Raw genomic sequence first — 18151 nt, forward strand, 5'->3', positions numbered from 1 at the left:
CTCACCCTCTGTTTCTCATTTTGTACTCGATCGCCCGCTGATACACGGCCGAGGCCATAGCGACGAACGGAATCATTCTGTATTTCGCCATCAGAAGCAGGCATGATCGTTTTGCGTCAAAGGACGCAGTACCCGTTTTTGAGAGGCTCTCCCGAAACACTGGGTCCGCGCAAATCACGCCGACATTTCTAAGCTTTTCGAGCAGCCTGCGGCTGCCGCTTGTTTTCCATTCATTCAGCATACAAATGCTGCTGTGAAGCACCATAAAAGTATCAAGCTCCTTTTGGTACTGCTCCAGTGTGTTGTTCTCCTGTAAAAACGCCGTATTTGCCTCATACAGTGCGAGCCCTGATTCAAACAGTTTTTTCTGATAGCTTTGCACAATGGAGGAAAGGTGAATGCGGTAATGATAGAGCGGCGCTTTCACATAGGATACCGAGCGGGCGAAAAAATGAGTCCGGAAACTGAAAAACTGATCCTCGACATGCTCCAGCTCGCCGCGGAGCGGGAACGATAGCCGATGTGCTTCAACCATGCTTCTTCTGTACAGTTTGTTCCATGAAAACCCTCTGACCTTTCCTTCAAATAACGCCTTGATATACTGCTCCTTCGGCTGATTTTGGTAAGTTTCAGCAATGTCAGAGATCATGGTTTGTCCCGTGTCCTCAAACTCCGCGGCGTAATTGCAAATGACCAGATCCGTTTTATCGTCTGCTGTCTGGAGCATTCGCTCGCAATAATCAGGTTCAATCCAATCGTCTGAATCTATAAACGCGATAAACTCGCCGCGTGCCGCCTCGATACCTTTATTCCGAACCGCGCCGAGACCCTGGTTCTCCTGATGAATCACCCTGAATCTGTGATCCTTTTTGGCGTATTCCTCCGCGATATCCGGGCTGGCGTCTGCTGAACCGTCATTGACGATGATGATTTCAATGTTGTCCACAGTCTGGTTCCGCAGTGATTCGAGACACGTTCTGATATATGTTTCTGTGTTATAAACAGCGACTAACAGACTAACCGCAGGTGTTTCCATTATGACCGGCTCCTCTTGCATAAATTACCGGGAAAAAATCGTTCTGTAAGGCAGAACGGACGAATCAACCGGCATAAGCAAATAACTATAAAGAAAATAACAAACAACAATAGCAATATAGATCAGGGCATTCGATTTTTCATCAAATATCCTGACGAAATAAGGGACTAGGATCATTTGATAAAGGCCGAAATAAATATTGAATCTGGCAAAGATCACGTCCTGTGTGGCCAAAAGCCCGAACAAAAAACCGAGCAGGCACAAATTAACGACGATATCAATTTGCGGCCACAGCTTCCGCAGACGCGCTCTGTAGCAAAAGGCGAGAAACAGCGGCAGAATCAAGACAGCGATTTTGATCACATTCATTCCATTTGTGTTTGTCATGAGCCATTTTTCATAATGGCTGTATGAGCTGTTTTCAAGCACAACGACAAACACAGAAACAAATTTTTGATATAAAAACGTCATGCCGAGAAATAAAGCAGATAAGCCGAATATCGCCGGTGACCAGGCTTTTCTCCTGACAATAAAGTACACTGGAATCATAATCAGCGCCGAGGAATGAAAGAGCGAGCTGATGAGCACGATTAGAAAATATCGCTTCCAGTTCCCGCTGATAATATAGCGGATCGCCCAAAACAAAACGGCTGCCACCATGTATTGCCTGATGCCATTGAAAGACGCGTAATAATGAAAGGTTCCCAAAAATAAAAAGACACTCAGCTCAAACGGCCTTCCGTAGTCGGCAAGTGTCTTCATGATAAAGCTGTAGGTCACGGCCGCAACTGTTATATACATGATTTGCGGATCCTTCGTGATGTAATTCATAAGCCAAAGCAGTGCGGTAAAACCCGGATCTGTCGCCGTTTTCGCAGTACCGAAACCGAATATCTGCCATAGGTTTTGGTAATCGCCCGCCAATTCGTACAGCAGCGTGTACGTCTGAAAATCCGTACCGACTTTGTAGCGAAGACCCGACACCAGCACTAGTGACGTGAGCGGAATCCAGATCAGAAGCTTATTCGGCCGATACCCCGTGGCGAGTGAATCGTCACGGCCGCCGCACATTTTGGCAAACCAGGACCAAATATATACAATTCCCATATTGACGGTATATACAATCATCGTTTATTGTCCTTTTCCGCTAGTAATGTTATATATGTTCAGCAGCGCTCCTACGTTCTGCTGTGCATCGTAGCCACGTTTTGCGAGTGTACCTTTGATGATCTCCTGCTTCGGCCTGCCTGCGGCGGCCGCTCTTGCAATGGTTTCAGCCCAGATGCCGATTGGCTCAGAAAGACTTAATCTCGTCACAAGCCCAAGCCCGGCGTCGACTTTATCTGTAATGTTGTCTGAAATGATGCATGGGAGCCCCGACGCCTGTGCTTCCACAAGCACAACCGGCAAGCCCTCGTACAGAGACGGCATGACAAACACGTCAAATGTGCGCATCAGCTCATGAATGCGTTCTTCAGTGCCTAAAAATAGGACTTCTGAAAGCAGATTCTGCCGCCGCGCCTCCTCTTCCATTTTTTCGCGCAGCGGCCCGTCTCCTGCGAGAACGAGCTGAAAGCGAACCCCTCGTTCTTTGAGATGCGCGGCAAGCTTCAGCAGAAACGCGTGGTTTTTCACTTCATGAAACCGGGCCACGTGGCCAATGATGAGACGGTCAGCTGCAATGCCGCGTGCTCTTTTTTCTTCATCAGCCCTTTGCCCATTTGGAGCAAACAAATCAAGATCAATTCCGTTCGGAAAGAGATGAACACGCTCCCTCTCCATGTTGGACTGCCCGAATAAAAACCTGCCCGCATCCTCTCCGCAGGCACACAGTGCTGTCGCATTCGCCAAAATAAGCCGCCTAAACACCATCAGCTGCAGGCGATCCTTCCAATTAAATTCAGTCTTCCACGACGTATTGTGGGAATGGCACACCCTGACCGGCACTCCGGCAAGCCTTGCCGCAAGGGCGATAAAGCCCGTTTGAAAATCTGTGTGTGCATGAACGGCGCTGAACGGCCCGTTTTCTTTTATTATGTTTCTTACATTCCTCACAAATGAGAGGGGATTGCTTTGCCCAATGCTCGGGACATAAAAAAGCCGCCCGCCTAAAGATAAAATCTCGTCATCGTAAGCGCACGGATCATTTCGATACGTTAAAAAATCAAATTGTACTTTGCTTCTGTCCATTTTCCGATATAAATTCATTACCATGGTTTCCGCGCCGCCCCTGTTCATGCCGCTGAGAACATGAAGCACGCGTCTTTGGCTGCTACTCATGCTTGACAAGCCCTTCCTTTTGGTTCATTACTCTTTTTTTGTGGTACCGATTCATCACGGCTGGAGGCATAAAAGCGCGGATTAACGGTTTGGCAATATATATGTAATCAGATATAGGAAGCTTCAAGCGTCTGCATGCCTGATAGACAAGGATGGCATTGTCTACGGAATACGTAAATGACCTCCGCTTGAATGCATCGCTGTCTTCCCTTACTTTATACAAGGCTTCTTGGAGATTGTAGCCCCTGAAGCCCTCTTCAAAAAAGCGAAGCCACAAATCAATATCCTCCATCCGTCTCGTCCGCCGCACCGAACGATAGCCTTTCAGCGTACGGTAGGCACTGGCTCTCATCATAATTGTCCCATGGCAAAACGGCGTCCCTTTAGCCATAATGGCCGGCTCCGGAACAGACGGCAGGATGCGTGTGCCTCTTACGCCACATTCATCAAACACGAGCATGCCGGTGCCAACCACCTGATAGTGGCGGTGCTTTTCTAAAAACGCGACCTGCTTTTCCAGACGCTGCGGGAATGAAAGATCGTCTCCATCCTGACGTGCGATATACTCGCCTGTCACATGCGAAAGACAATGATTTAATGAAGCGGCAAGCCGCTTGTTTGTTTTGTTTTGAATCAGCTTAATGCGGTCGCTGTAATGAGCGGCATACTGCTTCGCGATACGGAGCGTGCCGTCTGTTGACGCATCATCGCACATAATCAGCTCCCAATTTTTATAGGATTGGCTGAGTATGGATTCAATGCTTTCCGCCAAAGTGCGTTCACAATTATAAATGCCCATAATGACAGAAACTTTCGGTCCTGAGTTCATACGCTTTTCTCCTTTGTATCCATATCCATGTATGCGGAATAAATATCTGCCATTTCTTCCACCGTTCGCAACTCCGAAAAGCGCAAGGCTGTTTTTCGGCCTTCCTGTCCCAGCTTTCTGCAGAGTTCCGGCTTATGGTAAAGCTGTTCAATCCGGCAGGCAAAAGCGGCACTGTCACCGATTTTGATCAGAAAACCGTTTTCTCCGTCCCGGATGATTTCCCGATGTCCGCGGTTATCCGTGGCAATCGCCGGTTTTTCCGCTGCCATCCCCTCAAGCACATTCATGCCGAGGCCCTCTCTGATGCTTGATGCGACAGATACATCTGCAAGCTGAATCAGCTCATGAATGTCGCGGCAAAAGCCGTAAAAGCGGACATTGCCGGAAGCACCAAGCTTTTCAGCCAACGTTCGATACGCTTGTTCCATCGCCCCTTCTCCGGCAAAAACAAGGCGGAGCGACGGAATGTTTTCTTTCAGCAGGGCTGCGGCTTCAATTAAGAGCTTCTGATTTTTGTTGAGATTAAGCTCAGCCGGATAAACCAATATAAAATCGTCTTCACGGAATCCATGTTTTTCTCTGAGGCTTCGCTTCTCTTGCAAGCTGACAGGCCGAAACCGCTCTGTATTCACCCCGATGCCGTGAATTTTCTTCGTCATGCCGCCCGGTCGTTGCAGTCCTTTCGCCCGTATGTAATCCTCTTCATTGATCGTAATCAGGCAGTCTGTATAGGCCGAGAGCCATTTCTCAACCGGATAGTAAAGAAGCCAATTTTTTATTGGCGCTCCGCTGCAAAAGTGAAATCCGTGCGCAGTGTACAGCACCTTTGTTCCCTGCCGCCTCGCCTGCCTCGCTGCTAGCCTGGCAAGAACGCCGCCGACCGGCGTATGGCAATGGACAATGTCGTATTGATTGGTGTCGATCACTTCCTTCAGCTGTCTGTAAACGGCTAGATTCTGAGGATGAAAGGGTGACCTGCGAAACGGAATGGAGAGTTTTTCATCCACATACGGCAGTTTGGTTTGTCCGCTCGCCGCGACATGAACCTCCCACCCCATTCGTTTAAACCATTTAAAGTAGGGAAGATGAAAGGCCTTAAAATGATAATCAACAGTCGCACAAAACAAGATCTTTTTCGTCATCTTCACTCCCCCTAATGAACACTGGCAGCCGTCATTTTGTTTGATGTATTGATTGCCGCAAACAGCCTCGCTCTCAGGTCGGCTTCCGGCAGATCATGAAAATCCTCAATAAAACGCATCAGCACCTGCCAATCGCCGTCCACTGCTTTGCCGATATGAATTTTCGGAAAGATTTGTTCAGCGTGTATTTCATTTTGATTCAGCAATTCCTCATACATTTTTTCGCCGGGACGAATGCCTGTGAATTCGATTGGAATTTGCTCAGTTGTATAGCCGGACAGATGAATGAGATTTTTCGCAAGGTCCACAATCTTTACGGGTTCTCCCATATCGAGAACGAAAATCTGGCGCCCTTTCGCAAGTGCCCCTGCCTGGATGACAAGCCTTGAGGCCTCGGGTATCGTCATGAAATAACGGGTCATGGCTGGATGTGTTACCGTCACAGGTCCGCCTTTTTCAATCTGTTTTTTAAAAATCGGAATGACGCTCCCGCGGCTCCCGAGTACATTACCAAAGCGGACAGCGACAAATTTGGTTCTGCTGATTTTTCCAAGATTCATAATAATCATCTCGGCAAATCGTTTTGTTGCCCCCATTACATTGGTCGGGTTCACCGCTTTGTCTGATGAAATCAGCACAAACGTCTCTGTCCCTGACATATCGGCAGCTTCCGCGACGTTTTTTGTTCCGATGATATTGTTTTTAACAGCCTCCTCAGGATTATGCTCCATTAAAGGCACATGCTTATGGGCAGCTGCATGGTAGACAACGTGCGGCTCGTACTTTTTCATCAAGGTAAACATTTTATCGCGGTCTTGCACATCCGCAATTTCTGTGTGGAACACAATGTGTTTGCCGAATCGTCCGTTCAGCTCTGTATAAATCGAATGAATGCTGTTTTCCCCATGGCCGAGCAGTATGATTTCCTTAGGCTGAAACACGCTGATTTGCCGGCAGATTTCTGAGCCGATTGATCCGCCCGCTCCCGTGACGAGAACTGTTTTTCCTTTGATGCGGTTCGAAATTTCGCTTGTATCGAGGGTTACCGGCTTTCTGCCGAGCAAATCCTCAGCTTTTACATCTCTGATTTGTCCGGCAGTTCGTGTGCCGAGCAGCATCTCATCAAAATGAGGCATAATTTTAATGTTGACTCCAGTTTGCACACATTCTTTATATAACACCTGAAGCTCATGCGTGCGGAGTGAAGGAATGGCAATAATAATATAGTTAATTTTGAGCTTTTGCACCGCAGGCATGATACTTTCTTTTCCGCCGATCACGGGCAGCCCCATAATTTCTAATTTATGCTTCGTTTGGTCGTCGTCAATAAAAGCGACAGGTATGATGTCAGGATTATCTTTTGAAAGCAGCTGCCTGACCATCAAAGTCCCGCCTGAACCCGCCCCGATAATCAGCGCGCGAGATGAGGCGCTGCGGTTTTTTCTGATGCTTTCTTTTAACACTCTGGATAAAACACGGGTTCCTCCGATAGACAAAAGCTGAAGCACCCAGCATGCGGTTAACAGACGGAAGAACATCGTATGATACACAGCATACTGAATGGCGCCTGTCACAGCGGCTGAAAGCGTAATGCCCTTAAGCAGGACAATCAGCTCGCCGAGACCGGTGTATGTCCACACCTGTTTATACTGACGGAACAGGAAAGCACATACATGATAGCTGAGGAGCAAGCTGACAGCGGTAAGCAATAATGCTCCGGAGTCATAAAATTGATAGGAATCTTTTGTGAATTGATATCCTGCAATAACTGAATTTAAAACGAGATAAGTATCCAGCGCAATAATCATTGACAGTCTTCTCCGGTAACTCAACCTTTTCCCCCCTAATTCTTTTATCGGTTTAGCTGCGGCGGTTTTCGTCCACCAAAACATCGGCAGCAGCTAAACCGACAATACATCCTATGTATATATCAGATAAGTGGGCATTTAACCCGTCCTCACGCCCCGCCACCGACGACCAGCATCTAAGGCAGCAACTTCAACTGCCCACAGCAGAGCCGAGTGCCTCCATTGATACAGGTCAGGAGACATCACCTTTACTATCTACTTAGTAGGAATAGTGTTCCGATTTTTTCAATTTCTTTTTGTTTAAAAGAGCGCCTAACAGCTTCGCATTGGATTGTTCCAGTGCATCCTTTGCTTTCAAGATGGTATCGGTTTTTGTTTTTCCGCTTCTAACAACGAGCACGCTGCCATCTGTCTGATTTGCTAGAATTTGAGCATCCGCAACAGCCAAAAGCGGAGGAGAATCAAAGATGACGAGGCTGAATTGTTCATAGATGTCAGATATTAAATCTCCCATCGCTTTTGAAGACAGCAGTTCAGCCGGATTCGGCGGGGTCGGTCCGCTTGTCAACACATACAAGTTATTGATCGGCGTCTTTTGCACCGTCTCTCTGAGTGAAGCATTCCCGACCAGCACATTTGTCAGCCCGGTTACATTCTCAACCTGAAACGTCTGATTGATGGTCGGCTTTCTTAAATCAGCATCCACCAGCAGCACTTTCTTTTCCTGCTGCTGCGCAAAGACAGCCGCAAGATTTGCTGCACTGAACGATTTACCTTCACCAGGCACAGAGGAAGTGACGAGGATAGACCGCAAGTTGGTCTGGACGGATGAAAACTCAATATTCGTCCGAATGGTGCGATATTGTTCCGCCACAATTGATTTATTGTGTAAAACAGATATTTGAGCCAAACCTCGCCTTGCTTTCTTCTTTCTAAAGACCACTCGCTTCACTCCCCGAAATGTTTTATCCCGTGTTTCCGCCCTTTTTGGACATCAGGAACGGAGCCTAAGCATGGCAATCCGGTTCTCTCACTGAGCTGCCGTGCGCTTTTGCACGTATCATCGAGAAAATGTAGAAAAAATGCCAGTGTAATGCCCCCCATGACAGCAGCGGCAAAAGCCATAACCATATTTCGCAGCCTGGCCGGCTTGATCATTGGGCTTTCAGAAGCCTTCGCCTCTGATAAAATATGCACGCCTTGTACATTCATTCTTTCATCTACTTCTTTTTCAAACTTGTGCACTAATGTGTTCGCAATCTCAGCCGCTTTCGCCGGATCGTGATCCTGGACGGCAACGGTGATAATTTCTGATTCATTTTCACTGCTGGTAATTACTTTTCCTTTCAGCGAGGAAGCCGATTCAGAAAGATGCAATTCCGCCTTGACCTCTTCCATCAAGACAGTGCTTTTCATAATCGATTGGAACGTGCTGCTGTACTGAAGATTTCGCTGGATGTCACTGAGATTCGAGTTTTCTTCACCGTCTGATTCATGAACCAGCACTTGCGTCGATGCTTGATAGGTCGGTGAAATGACCTTAAATTGCACAAAGCCCGTAATAAGGGTGACGCCGATAGTGAGGAGCAGAATCAGCACGAATCTGTGTCTGACAATCGCATATAGTTCTTTAAAACTCATATTCTCATTCATGTATTCAAAGCCTTCAGCCTTCCCGCGGCTGGCTTCCTGCGCCCCTTTCTGTTAATGATTGGATTATAAAAGAAAACTTTATTATTTAAAAATTGCAAAATAAGCCAATAGGTTCTCTTTAGAGAACAAAATCATGATTTTCCTCTAATTTACTGCACTTCCCTTATTATTTTAAATTTTATAAAGAACAAATAATTTCTTATAATGAACGAAATAACGACAGGAATAGAGGAGAATTTCATATCATGATTGGAAGAATTATCCGTTTGTACCGTAAAAGAAAAGGCTATTCTATTAATCAAGTGGCTGTCGAGTCAGGTGTATCTAAATCCTATTTAAGCAAGATTGAAAGAGGCGTTCATACAAATCCGTCCGTTCAATTTTTAAAGAAAATTTCCGCCACACTAGAAGTAGAATTAACAGAATTATTCGACGCAGAAACAATGATGTATGAAAAGATCAGCGGCGGTGAAGAAGAATGGCGCGTGCATCTTGTGCAAGCCGTCCAAGCCGGAATGGAAAAGGAAGAGTTGTTCACTTTTACGAACATACTGAAGAAAGAGCAGCCTGAAACCGCTTTCTACCGTAACCGTAAACTGACAGAATCTAATGTAGAAGAATGGAAAGCGCTGATGGCGGAAGCAAGAGAAATCGGTTTAACCGTTCAGGAAGTCAAATCCTTTTTCAAAACAGCGGAAAGATGAAAATCGGCTAAGGGCTGATGTTCGCATTTGCAGGACAAATCTGTTTATAATGGGGGAAAAAGGGAGAGAGTGCAATGACTCATAAAACAATAACAACTCAATACGGCAAAGTAAGAGGCATAATAGAACATGGCGTACATAAATGGAAAGGCATCCCCTATGCCAACCCGCCTGTCAGATCAATGCGTTTTAAAGCACCGGAACCTCCGGAAGCGTGGGAGAACGAACTGGACGCAACAGCGTACGGCCCGATTTGCCCGCAGCCGTCTGATTTGGTGTCACTTTCGTATAATGAGCTGCCCCGCCAGTCTGAGGATTGCCTGTATCTCAATGTATTTGCGCCTGATACTCCAAGTCAAAACCTGCCTGTCATGGTGTGGATTCACGGCGGCGCTTTTTATCTCGGTGCAGGAAGTGAGCCATTATATGATGGATCAAGACTTGCAGCACAGGGAGAAGTTATTGTTGTTACACTGAACTACCGCCTGGGTCCGTTTGGATTTTTACATTTGTCTTCGTTTGATGAAGCGTATTCCGATAACCTCGGATTGCTGGACCAAGCCGCCGCACTGAAATGGGTGCGAGACAATATCTCTGCATTTGGCGGTGATCCGGATAACGTAACGGTATTTGGAGAATCCGCAGGCGGCATGAGCATTGCCGCGCTGCTCGCAATGCCTGCGGCAAAAGGCCTGTTCCAGAAAGCAATCATGGAAAGCGGCGCTTCTAGAACAATGACAAAAGAAAAAGCGGCTAGCACCGCCGCAGCCTTTTTAAAGGTCCTTGGGATAAACGAGAGCCAATTGGACAGATTGCACACTGTATCTGCGGAAGATTTGCTTAAAGCGGCCGATCAGCTTCGGAAAGCAGAAAATGAAAATATCTTTCAGTTGTTCTTCCAGCCAGCCCTTGATCCGAAAACGTTGCCTGCTGAACCAGAACAAGCAATCGCAGAAGGTGCCGCTGCCGGCATCCCCCTGTTAATCGGAACAAACCGAGATGAAGGATATTTATTTTTCACCCCGGACTCAGACGTTCATCCTCAAGAAACGTTTAATGCCGCGCTTGAGTATTTATTAGGGCAGCCACTGGCAAAGAAAGCCGCCGATCTTTATCCGCGCTCGCTGGAAAGCCAAATTCATATGATGACTGATTTATTATTTTGGCGCCCGGCCGTCGCCTATGCCTCCGCTCAGTCTCATTACGCGCCTGTATGGATGTACCGCTTCGACTGGCACTCTGATAAGCCGCCGTACAATAAAGCGTTTCACGCATTAGAGCTTCCTTTTGTTTTCGGACATCTGGACGGGTTAGAACGAATGGCAAAAGCAGAGGTTACGGATGAGGTGAAACAGCTTTCTCACACCATACAATCAGCATGGATCACATTCGCCAAAACAGGAAACCCAAGCACCGAAGATGTAAAATGGCCGGCGTATCATGAAGAAACAAGACAGACGCTGATTTTAGATTCAGAGATTACGATCGAAAACGATCCTGAATCTGAAAAAAGGCAGAAACTATTCCCTTCACAAGGAGAATAAACATGGGGAAAATAGGATACATTGGTGCTGTCATCGTCGTGGCAGCTTGTATCATTATTTTGTCGGCCGTGTTATGTTTACGGGACACAGCCTATTACCAGCTGATGCGCTGGACTGGCATCATACTGTTTTTCGCGGGAATTACGATGGTTCCCGCATATTCAGCAAAAAGAAAACCCGGGAAAGAGAAGTGATTCTCTTTTCCGGGTTTTTATGTTGTTTATGATAATTTTCCTGCGCGAATATCATCTGTCATTCCTTCATAAGGAGCTTTTGAAATCACTTCTTCATTGTCGACTCCCTCATTTTTCAGAAAGGTAATATCTGCAAATTCAGGTACAACGTATTTTGGATATGTTTCATATTTTTCGCGGGATTCTTTCATCAGATCAATGTGGTCATTTTGGTAGCAAACCGTAATTTCAGGATGTTCATGCACCCATTTCGGGAAGAAAATAATACCGTGCATGCGTTTTTCATTCGGCATAAAGTTTAATGAAACATCTGTGCCTGTCGGCTCTGTCCAAGACACTTTATATACGCCTTCAGTCAGTTTGACTATATTCACTTCCTGATCCCGAACCCAGCGTCCGGCAACCATTCCGCTATGAATTCTATAATCGATTGTATGGTCGTTTTTAATATAGATCTCGTATTCCCATCCATTTTCATAAGTATAAATCATGTGGCTTCCGATAAAGTTTTCCATCTTTCACACTCTCCTTAGTCTTTACTGTACTTGATAAATGTCTAGTCGAACGTAATCAGGGGTTCTTTCTGCGGAACCGATAAACAAGCGGTCATGCAGCCATTGATAGACTTCACTGCCTGTTTCAAATGTCGGCACCGTACGGAAATAAACATGCTCCGGATTAATGATTTCCCCGGCCGCAGCTTGTTTTCGAAACAGATCGCTGACTTGCCGTATTCCATTGTTTTCAATGTAAATCAGTTCATGATCTGCTGTTTCAATCACATACCTGGCAGATAAATCTGTTCTGCCGTCAGCGCGAATGATTTGTGAATCAGCGCCGCCCGGCAAAATACGCCCCTTTATTTCCCCGGTTATTGTTCCCGAACGAATCGGAATGAATCGTCTCAGTCCCAAGCCTGTCTTACCAATGGTAATAGGCGGATCAACCTTGATTTCTAAAGAGGCGAATGGTTTTAAAACCGGCTTCTTCATGAGCACCACCTCACCTTCAAGAAAAAAATCATGTAACTATTTACATGTTTACTTTAACACCATTGCAAACAGCTGTCAAACAATAGGAGCAAAAAAACAAGGACTGTTTGAAGACAGTCCTTGTCTGAAACTAGCTTTGATAGGCAAGATATGTGCTGACAGTGCTTTTTGCAAGACAGTCAGAGGAATCAATAATCGGAATCTCACTTTGAATATGGTCTAACACCACATTTAAATCCGTGCAGGCTGAAATAATGATGTCTGCATGCTGACTGATTTCTTCATATAACTTCTGCCACAATACTTGTGTATGCTGTATATGATTCGGGTGTTTAATTGCGGCGATAAGCTGATTTACAGCCTGCTGCCAATGATCCTTATGAACAATTTCTTGTCCGTTTGCCTTCAGCCCTTTTTGATAGATGGCAGATTGGATGGTTGAATCTGTTCCCAAAACCGCCGCTTTTTTTGCAGGATGCGGAATCTCCTTTATCGTTTCCTCAATGATATGCAACAAAGGAACCGACAATGCCTGCTGAATCTCTTCATAGTACACATGTGCCGTATTACAAGGCAGAGCAATGAAATCAACGCCTGTTTTCTCGAGCTTTACCGCCCCGGCGATAATCGCTCTTTTCATCTCATCATGGTCAATGGGACGATCTGCATAGAAGGGTGTCGGGCATGAATAAATCATCATGTGCGGATAGTCAGCATCGTTTGAAGCCCCATACAGCTTCTGACAGTAATCAATCACCTTATCGATAAACGGCGAGGTCGATTTCGGCCCCATCCCGGCTAATATTCCGATCATACCTTTCATTCCTTTCTAATTCGTGCGGACCGCTTCTTCTTCTGAACCATCCTCATAGAGGATAAAGCTTTTCGCAGCATTCTCCCCTAACATAAATTCGACTTCAACAGACAATGATCGCAGGAAGAAACGGGTTTCCGAGGAAGGAAATAATTCCAGTCTCAGCTGCCCAGTGATCTCCAAATAAAGACGTTCATTCTCGGCTGTCACCCGTGCAGCCGTCCCATCCTTAAACGAGTAGCTGCCAGCATAGCGGCTGTATATCGTCGGATCTATTGCTTTTTTCTTTTTATCAGCAGGGCGCTCTGGGATCTCATATGGCTGGCCAAATAGAATATGTTCCGCAGCCTTCAGAATCGCTTGTTCATATTCAGACTCCTCTTCCTTATTACTCAAATAAATCAGCGTTTTACGATGATCGATATATCGGATCATTGTCGTCGAATAGCCGGGCCACCCTCCGCTATGGCTGACAATCCGTCCTTTTTCAGGACTGTTTTGCAGCACCCAGCCAAAGCCGTAATCAAACGTTCCCCCATTGTTCAGGCGTACAGGCGAAAACGCGGCTTCCTTAGAAGCATTACTGATGAAATCGTCCTGATATAAAGCCTGATCAAATTGAAACAAATCGCTTGTGACAGAGTTCACCGTTCCGTCTCCCTGTATGCCATCGAGGTAAACGACATAGCTTGTTTCCTCCAGATCATCAGGAAGGACGTACGTTTCGGAATGTACATCATACACATATCCATATGCATAGTGATCAATCCGCTCAGGCCGAAGCCGCCTGTTATACACTCTCGTTTCATACATGCCGACCGGTGAAAAAATACTGGTCTTCATAAAATCCGCATAGCTCATGCCAGATGCTTTTTCAATAATAACCGCCAGCAGCACATAACCCGTATTGCTGTACAGCCAGCCTTCATTCGGTTCAAAATAAACAGGCAGCCCCTCATTCATCAGCATATCGACAATATCCTGATTCTGCGCAATCTTGTTTTGATCCCAATTGCTAACAAACCAGCCCATATAATCAGGAAGTCCTGACGTATGGTTCAATAAATGCCGTATCGTTATGCCCTGATACGGAAAACCCGGCAGCCACCGCTCCACTTTGTCTACATATCCAAGAATCCCTTTCTCCTCAAGCAATATGATTCCCAAAGCTGTAAAAGGCTTTGACAGAGACGCTAACTCAAACAAAGAGTTGGTCTGCAAGGGACGCTTTTCCGTCCATTCTGCATAACCGGAAGAGTGTTGATATAAGATTTCGCCATCCTCCGCAGCCAGAATCGTCCCGTTGAAATGATAGTTTTCGCCTAAAGTCTCAAATAACGTCTTAAGATGCTTCCTTTTCTTCTGCTTCATTCCTCCACCTCCCTTTTCTCTGTACGTTACTAAACGATAAACGTTTCAATTATATTGAATACTAAAAAAATCTAGTCATCCTAAACACAGGAAAAAATCAACTTTATTATAGAGCGCTTCGAACGGCATGAATTAAATAATCTTTTTTACAAAGTCAGAGAAACTGCTTTACTTTCAAGCCATGGTACACCAAGGCTTCAGCTCTTATAAGTAAATATATGATATGAATAAAAAAGACCTCATCCTTTATATCGATCAACATTCTTACTGCATGTCATACAGCCATTCACTAACGTTTAATGAAATGAGATATTGTGAATCATATCTAAATGATCATTTTTTAAATCATGATGAAATAGGTAACTTTATGCCCATACATCAGGCGTTATAAAAAATACAGAGAATGAAAAGAAATAGGCAAGCATGTTAGTTCTTTAGACCCGTAATCTTTACATCCTTTTATGAATTTCTATCAAACAAAAGAGGAAAATAGACCAGTTGCAATCCAATCGAGAGTCTAATAGAATGATGTCGAAAAGTAAATCACGCAGGTTTGTTACTGATAAAGCAGGCAAGACCTAAAATGTGTAAAGGGCAAAGTGTATTCTTTGGCGTCACCCCTTACATATTTTAGGTCTTTTTTTATTGTGCGTAACTGACTTGCTATCTTCAAACAGGAGGGCTGGAAGAAGCAGACCGCTCACACAGTACATAAAAAAGGAGACATGAACGATGAACATCAAAAAGTTTGCAAAACAAGCAACCGTATTAACCTTTACTACTGCACTGCTGGCAGGAGGCGCAACCCAAGCGTTTGCGAAAGAAACGAACCAAAAGCCGTCTAATGAAACGTACGGCATTACCCATATTACACGCCATGATATGCTGCAAATCCCAGAACAGCAAAAAAACGAAAAATATCAGGTGCCTGAATTCGATCCATCCACAATTAAAAATATCTCTTCTGCAAAAGGCCTGGACGTTTGGGACAGCTGGCCATTACAAAACGCTGACGGCACAGTCGCAAATTATCACGGCTACCACATCGTCTTTGCATTAGCCGGAGACCCTAAAAATGCGGATGATACATCAATTTACATGTTCTATCAAAAAGTCGGCGAAACTTCTATTGACAGCTGGAAAAACGCTGGCCGCGTCTTTAAAGACAGTGACAAATTCGATGCAAATGATCCAATCCTGAAAGACCAAACACAAGAATGGTCTGGTTCAGCCACATTTACATCTGATGGAAAAATTCGTTTGTTCTACACTGATTTCTCCGGCAAACATTACGGTAAACAAACACTGACAACTGCACAGGTTAATGTATCAACGTCTGAAAACTCTCTGAACATTGATGGTGTAGAGGATCATAAATCAATCTTTGACGGTGACGGCAAAACGTATCAGCATGTACAGCAGTTCATTGATGAAGGCAACTACAGCTCCGGTGATAACCACACACTGAGAGATCCTCACTACGTTGAAGATAACGGCCGCAAATACTTAGTATTTGAAGCAAACACTGGAACTGAAAATGGCTACCAAGGCGAAGAATCTTTATTTAACAAAGCGTACTATGGAAAAAGCACATCATTCTTCCGTCAAGAAAGTCAAAAACTTCTGCAAAGCGATAAAAAACGCACGGCAGAATTAGCAAACGGCGCACTCGGCATCATTGAGTTAAATGATGACTACACAATGAAAAAAGTGATGAAACCGCTGATTGCATCTAACACAGTTACAGATGAAATTGAACGCCCGAATGTATTTAAAATGAATGGAAAATGGTACCTGTTCACTGACTCTCGCGGTTCAAAAATGACAATCGACGGCATCACATCTAATGACATTTACATGCTTGGTTATGTTTCTGATTCCTTAACTGGCCCATACAAGCCGCTGAACAAAACAGGCCTTGTGTTAAAAATGGATCTTGATCCTAACGATGTGACCTTTACTTATTCACACTTTGCTGTGCCTCAAGCTGAAGGAAACAATGTCGTGATTACAAGCTACATGACAAACAGAGGCTTCTATGCAGACAAACAATCAACGTTTGCGCCAAGCTTCCTGTTAAACATCAAAGGCAAGAAAACGTCTGTTGTAAAAGACAGCATCCTTGAACAAGGACAATTAACAGTCAACAAATAACAACGAAAAAGAAAATGCCGATATCCAATTGGCATTTTCTTTTATTTCTGATCAACATCATAAAGGTGAATCCCATATGAACTATAAAAAAACAGGCAAATGGCTAACCGTATTCCTCACCTTCGCAGGAATACTGCTGTTTATCGATTTATTGCCAAACGAAGAACCTGTCAAAAAAACAAAATCAAATCATAAGACTGACTATCGGGCGGCATATCACTTTACGACGCCGGATAAATGGAAAAACGATCCCCAAAAACCGATTTATTTAGATGGACAATACCATTATTTCTATCTGTATAACCGTGATTACCCAAAAGGTAACGGCACAGAATGGCGCCATGCCGTATCAGAGGATTTGGTGCATTGGACTGATGAAGGCGTGGCCATTCCGAAATACACAAACCCAGCCGGCGACATTTGGACCGGTTCTGTCGTGATTGATAAAGAAAACACAGCCGGATTCGGGAAAAACGTGCTTGTCGCGATTGTGACACAGCCTTCAGCCATAGACAAAAAGCAGGAGCAACATTTGTGGTACAGCACAGACAAAGGAAAATCATTCAAGCCCTACAGTGATAACCCTATTATGCCCAATCCGGGCACAGACGATTTCAGAGACCCGAAAGTCATATGGGATGACCAGGACAACAAATGGGTAATGGTCATGGCTGAAGGAACAAAAATCGGCTTTTACGAATCCGATAATCTAAAGGACTGGCGTTACACAAGGGGATTCTTCGCAGAGCAGGCGGGAATTGTGGAATGCCCTGACCTCTACATGATGCGGGCAAGCGATGGAACGACTAAGTGGGTTCTCGGCGTCAGCGCGAACGGTAAACCATGGGGCAAACCAAATACGTACGCCTACTGGACCGGAAGCTTCGACGGAAAAGAATTTACAGCGGATCAAACCGTACCGCAATGGCTTGACTACGGCTTTGACTGGTACGGCGGCGTGACGTTCGAAGACGGTAAAAGCACAGATCCATTAGAAAAGCGTTATGCGCTTGCTTGGATGAATAATTGGGATTATGCCAACAACACACCGACAATGGAAAACGGTTTTAACGGCACAGATTCTGTCATACGCGAACTCCGGCTGCAAGAGCAAGATGGCACATACAGCCTCGTCTCACAGCCAACCGAAGCTTTGGAGCAGCTGACCGTTTCAACTGACAAAGTAGAGGATCAACATGTGAACGGATCAAAAACACTGTCGATCACAGGTGATACGTACCAGCTTGATATGGATCTTTCTTGGTCAGAGCTGAAGAATGCAGGCGTCAAACTGAGAGAGTCAGAAGACCAAAAACGCCATATTGATGTCGGCATTTTTGCAGAAGGCGGTTATGCATATGTCAACAGAGCGGCCACAAATCAGCCTGACAAAAGCAATACTTATGTTGAAAGCCAGGCTCCTTACGATGTAAGCAAACAGAAGGCGCATTTGAAAATTCTCGTTGATAGTACAACGATTGAAGTATTTGTCGATGACGGGAAAACCGTTTTTTCAAATGAAGTGTTCCCAAAGCCTGAAGATAAAGGCATTACTCTTTATTCTGAAGGCGGCACAGCCTCATTCAAAAATATAACGGTGAAACATTTTGATACGGTTCATGAATAAAAA

Annotated in this window: 16 protein-coding genes and 1 pseudogene; 5 read left to right on the plus strand and 12 right to left on the minus strand. The window is 45.1% G+C overall.

Annotation, left to right across the window (positions count from 1 at the left end):
- Position 1 precedes the first annotated feature (1 nt).
- From MOF34_RS05230 to MOF34_RS05265, 8 genes and pseudogenes are all read right to left on the minus strand, one after another.
- Positions 2-1036, minus strand: a complete 1035-nt coding sequence (locus MOF34_RS05230; RefSeq protein ID WP_268398908.1) for a glycosyltransferase family 2 protein — start codon at positions 1034-1036, stop codon at positions 2-4.
- 24 nt (positions 1037-1060) lie between these two features.
- Positions 1061-2164 (minus strand): biofilm exopolysaccharide biosynthesis protein EpsG, encoded by a 1104-nt coding sequence (epsG, locus tag MOF34_RS05235; protein WP_268398909.1) that lies wholly within the window; start codon positions 2162-2164, stop codon positions 1061-1063.
- A pseudogene (locus MOF34_RS05240) lies at positions 2161-3316 on the minus strand (glycosyltransferase family 1 protein). Before MOF34_RS05240 ends, epsG begins: the two are co-directional and overlap by 4 nt.
- Positions 3309-4145, minus strand: a complete 837-nt coding sequence (gene epsE, locus MOF34_RS05245; protein ID WP_019715797.1) for a glycosyltransferase EpsE — start codon at positions 4143-4145, stop codon at positions 3309-3311. Before epsE ends, MOF34_RS05240 begins: the two are co-directional and overlap by 8 nt.
- Complete coding sequence (locus MOF34_RS05250; protein WP_019715798.1) at positions 4142-5287, minus strand: glycosyltransferase family 4 protein; 1146 nt, start codon at positions 5285-5287, stop codon at positions 4142-4144. Before MOF34_RS05250 ends, epsE begins: the two co-directional genes overlap by 4 nt.
- An 11-nt stretch (positions 5288-5298) precedes the next feature.
- Complete coding sequence (locus MOF34_RS05255; RefSeq protein ID WP_268398914.1) at positions 5299-7119, minus strand: nucleoside-diphosphate sugar epimerase/dehydratase; 1821 nt, start codon at positions 7117-7119, stop codon at positions 5299-5301.
- A 235-nt stretch (positions 7120-7354) separates the two neighbouring features.
- A complete protein-coding gene (gene epsB, locus MOF34_RS05260; RefSeq protein WP_019715800.1) occupies positions 7355-8038 on the minus strand; it encodes a protein tyrosine kinase EpsB in 684 nt (227 codons plus the stop codon).
- A gap of 5 nt (positions 8039-8043) precedes the next feature.
- Positions 8044-8748: a YveK family protein gene (locus MOF34_RS05265; protein ID WP_268398919.1), complete on the minus strand. Its 705-nt coding sequence runs from the start codon at positions 8746-8748 to the stop codon at positions 8044-8046.
- A gap of 245 nt (positions 8749-8993) precedes the next feature.
- Here MOF34_RS05265 and slrR point away from each other — a divergent pair, with 245 nt between their 5' ends.
- The 3 genes from slrR to MOF34_RS05280 all read left to right on the plus strand — a co-directional run bounded on the left by slrR (position 8994) and on the right by MOF34_RS05280 (position 11190).
- Positions 8994-9452 (plus strand): HTH-type transcriptional regulator SlrR, encoded by a 459-nt coding sequence (gene slrR / locus MOF34_RS05270; protein ID WP_019715802.1) that lies wholly within the window; start codon positions 8994-8996, stop codon positions 9450-9452.
- A 74-nt stretch (positions 9453-9526) separates the two neighbouring features.
- Positions 9527-10996: a carboxylesterase/lipase family protein gene (locus tag MOF34_RS05275; RefSeq protein ID WP_268398923.1), complete on the plus strand. Its 1470-nt coding sequence runs from the start codon at positions 9527-9529 to the stop codon at positions 10994-10996.
- A gap of 2 nt (positions 10997-10998) precedes the next feature.
- Positions 10999-11190 carry a hypothetical protein gene (locus tag MOF34_RS05280; protein ID WP_019715804.1) on the plus strand — a complete coding sequence of 64 codons (192 nt, stop codon included), beginning with the start codon at positions 10999-11001 and terminating at the stop codon, positions 11188-11190.
- 26 nt (positions 11191-11216) lie between these two features.
- Here MOF34_RS05280 and padC read toward each other — a convergent pair whose 3' ends face one another.
- From padC to MOF34_RS05300, 4 genes are all read right to left on the minus strand, one after another.
- Positions 11217-11705, minus strand: coding sequence for a phenolic acid decarboxylase (gene padC / locus MOF34_RS05285; protein WP_268398927.1), 489 nt, complete (start codon positions 11703-11705; stop codon positions 11217-11219).
- Between the two features lie 21 nt (positions 11706-11726).
- Positions 11727-12182, minus strand: coding sequence for a DUF3237 domain-containing protein (locus MOF34_RS05290; RefSeq protein ID WP_268398931.1), 456 nt, complete (start codon positions 12180-12182; stop codon positions 11727-11729).
- Between the two features lie 130 nt (positions 12183-12312).
- Positions 12313-12996 carry an amino acid racemase gene (locus tag MOF34_RS05295; protein WP_268398933.1) on the minus strand — a complete coding sequence of 228 codons (684 nt, stop codon included), beginning with the start codon at positions 12994-12996 and terminating at the stop codon, positions 12313-12315.
- 15 nt (positions 12997-13011) lie between these two features.
- A complete protein-coding gene (locus MOF34_RS05300) occupies positions 13012-14367 on the minus strand; it encodes a serine hydrolase (protein WP_019715808.1) in 1356 nt (451 codons plus the stop codon).
- A 732-nt stretch (positions 14368-15099) separates the two neighbouring features.
- Between MOF34_RS05300 and sacB the strand changes: the two genes are divergently transcribed.
- Together sacB and MOF34_RS05310 are read left to right on the plus strand one after the other, a co-directional pair.
- A complete protein-coding gene (sacB, locus tag MOF34_RS05305) occupies positions 15100-16521 on the plus strand; it encodes a levansucrase (RefSeq protein WP_268398937.1) in 1422 nt (473 codons plus the stop codon).
- Between the two features lie 76 nt (positions 16522-16597).
- Entirely contained in the window at positions 16598-18148 is a 1551-nt protein-coding gene (locus MOF34_RS05310; protein ID WP_268398940.1) for a glycoside hydrolase family 32 protein, read from the plus strand.
- Positions 18149-18151 lie beyond the last annotated feature (3 nt).

The organism is Bacillus sp. T17B1 (assembly GCF_026796395.1).
In the GTDB taxonomy this organism is placed as follows: Bacteria; Bacillota; Bacilli; order Bacillales; family Bacillaceae; genus Bacillus; species Bacillus spizizenii_A.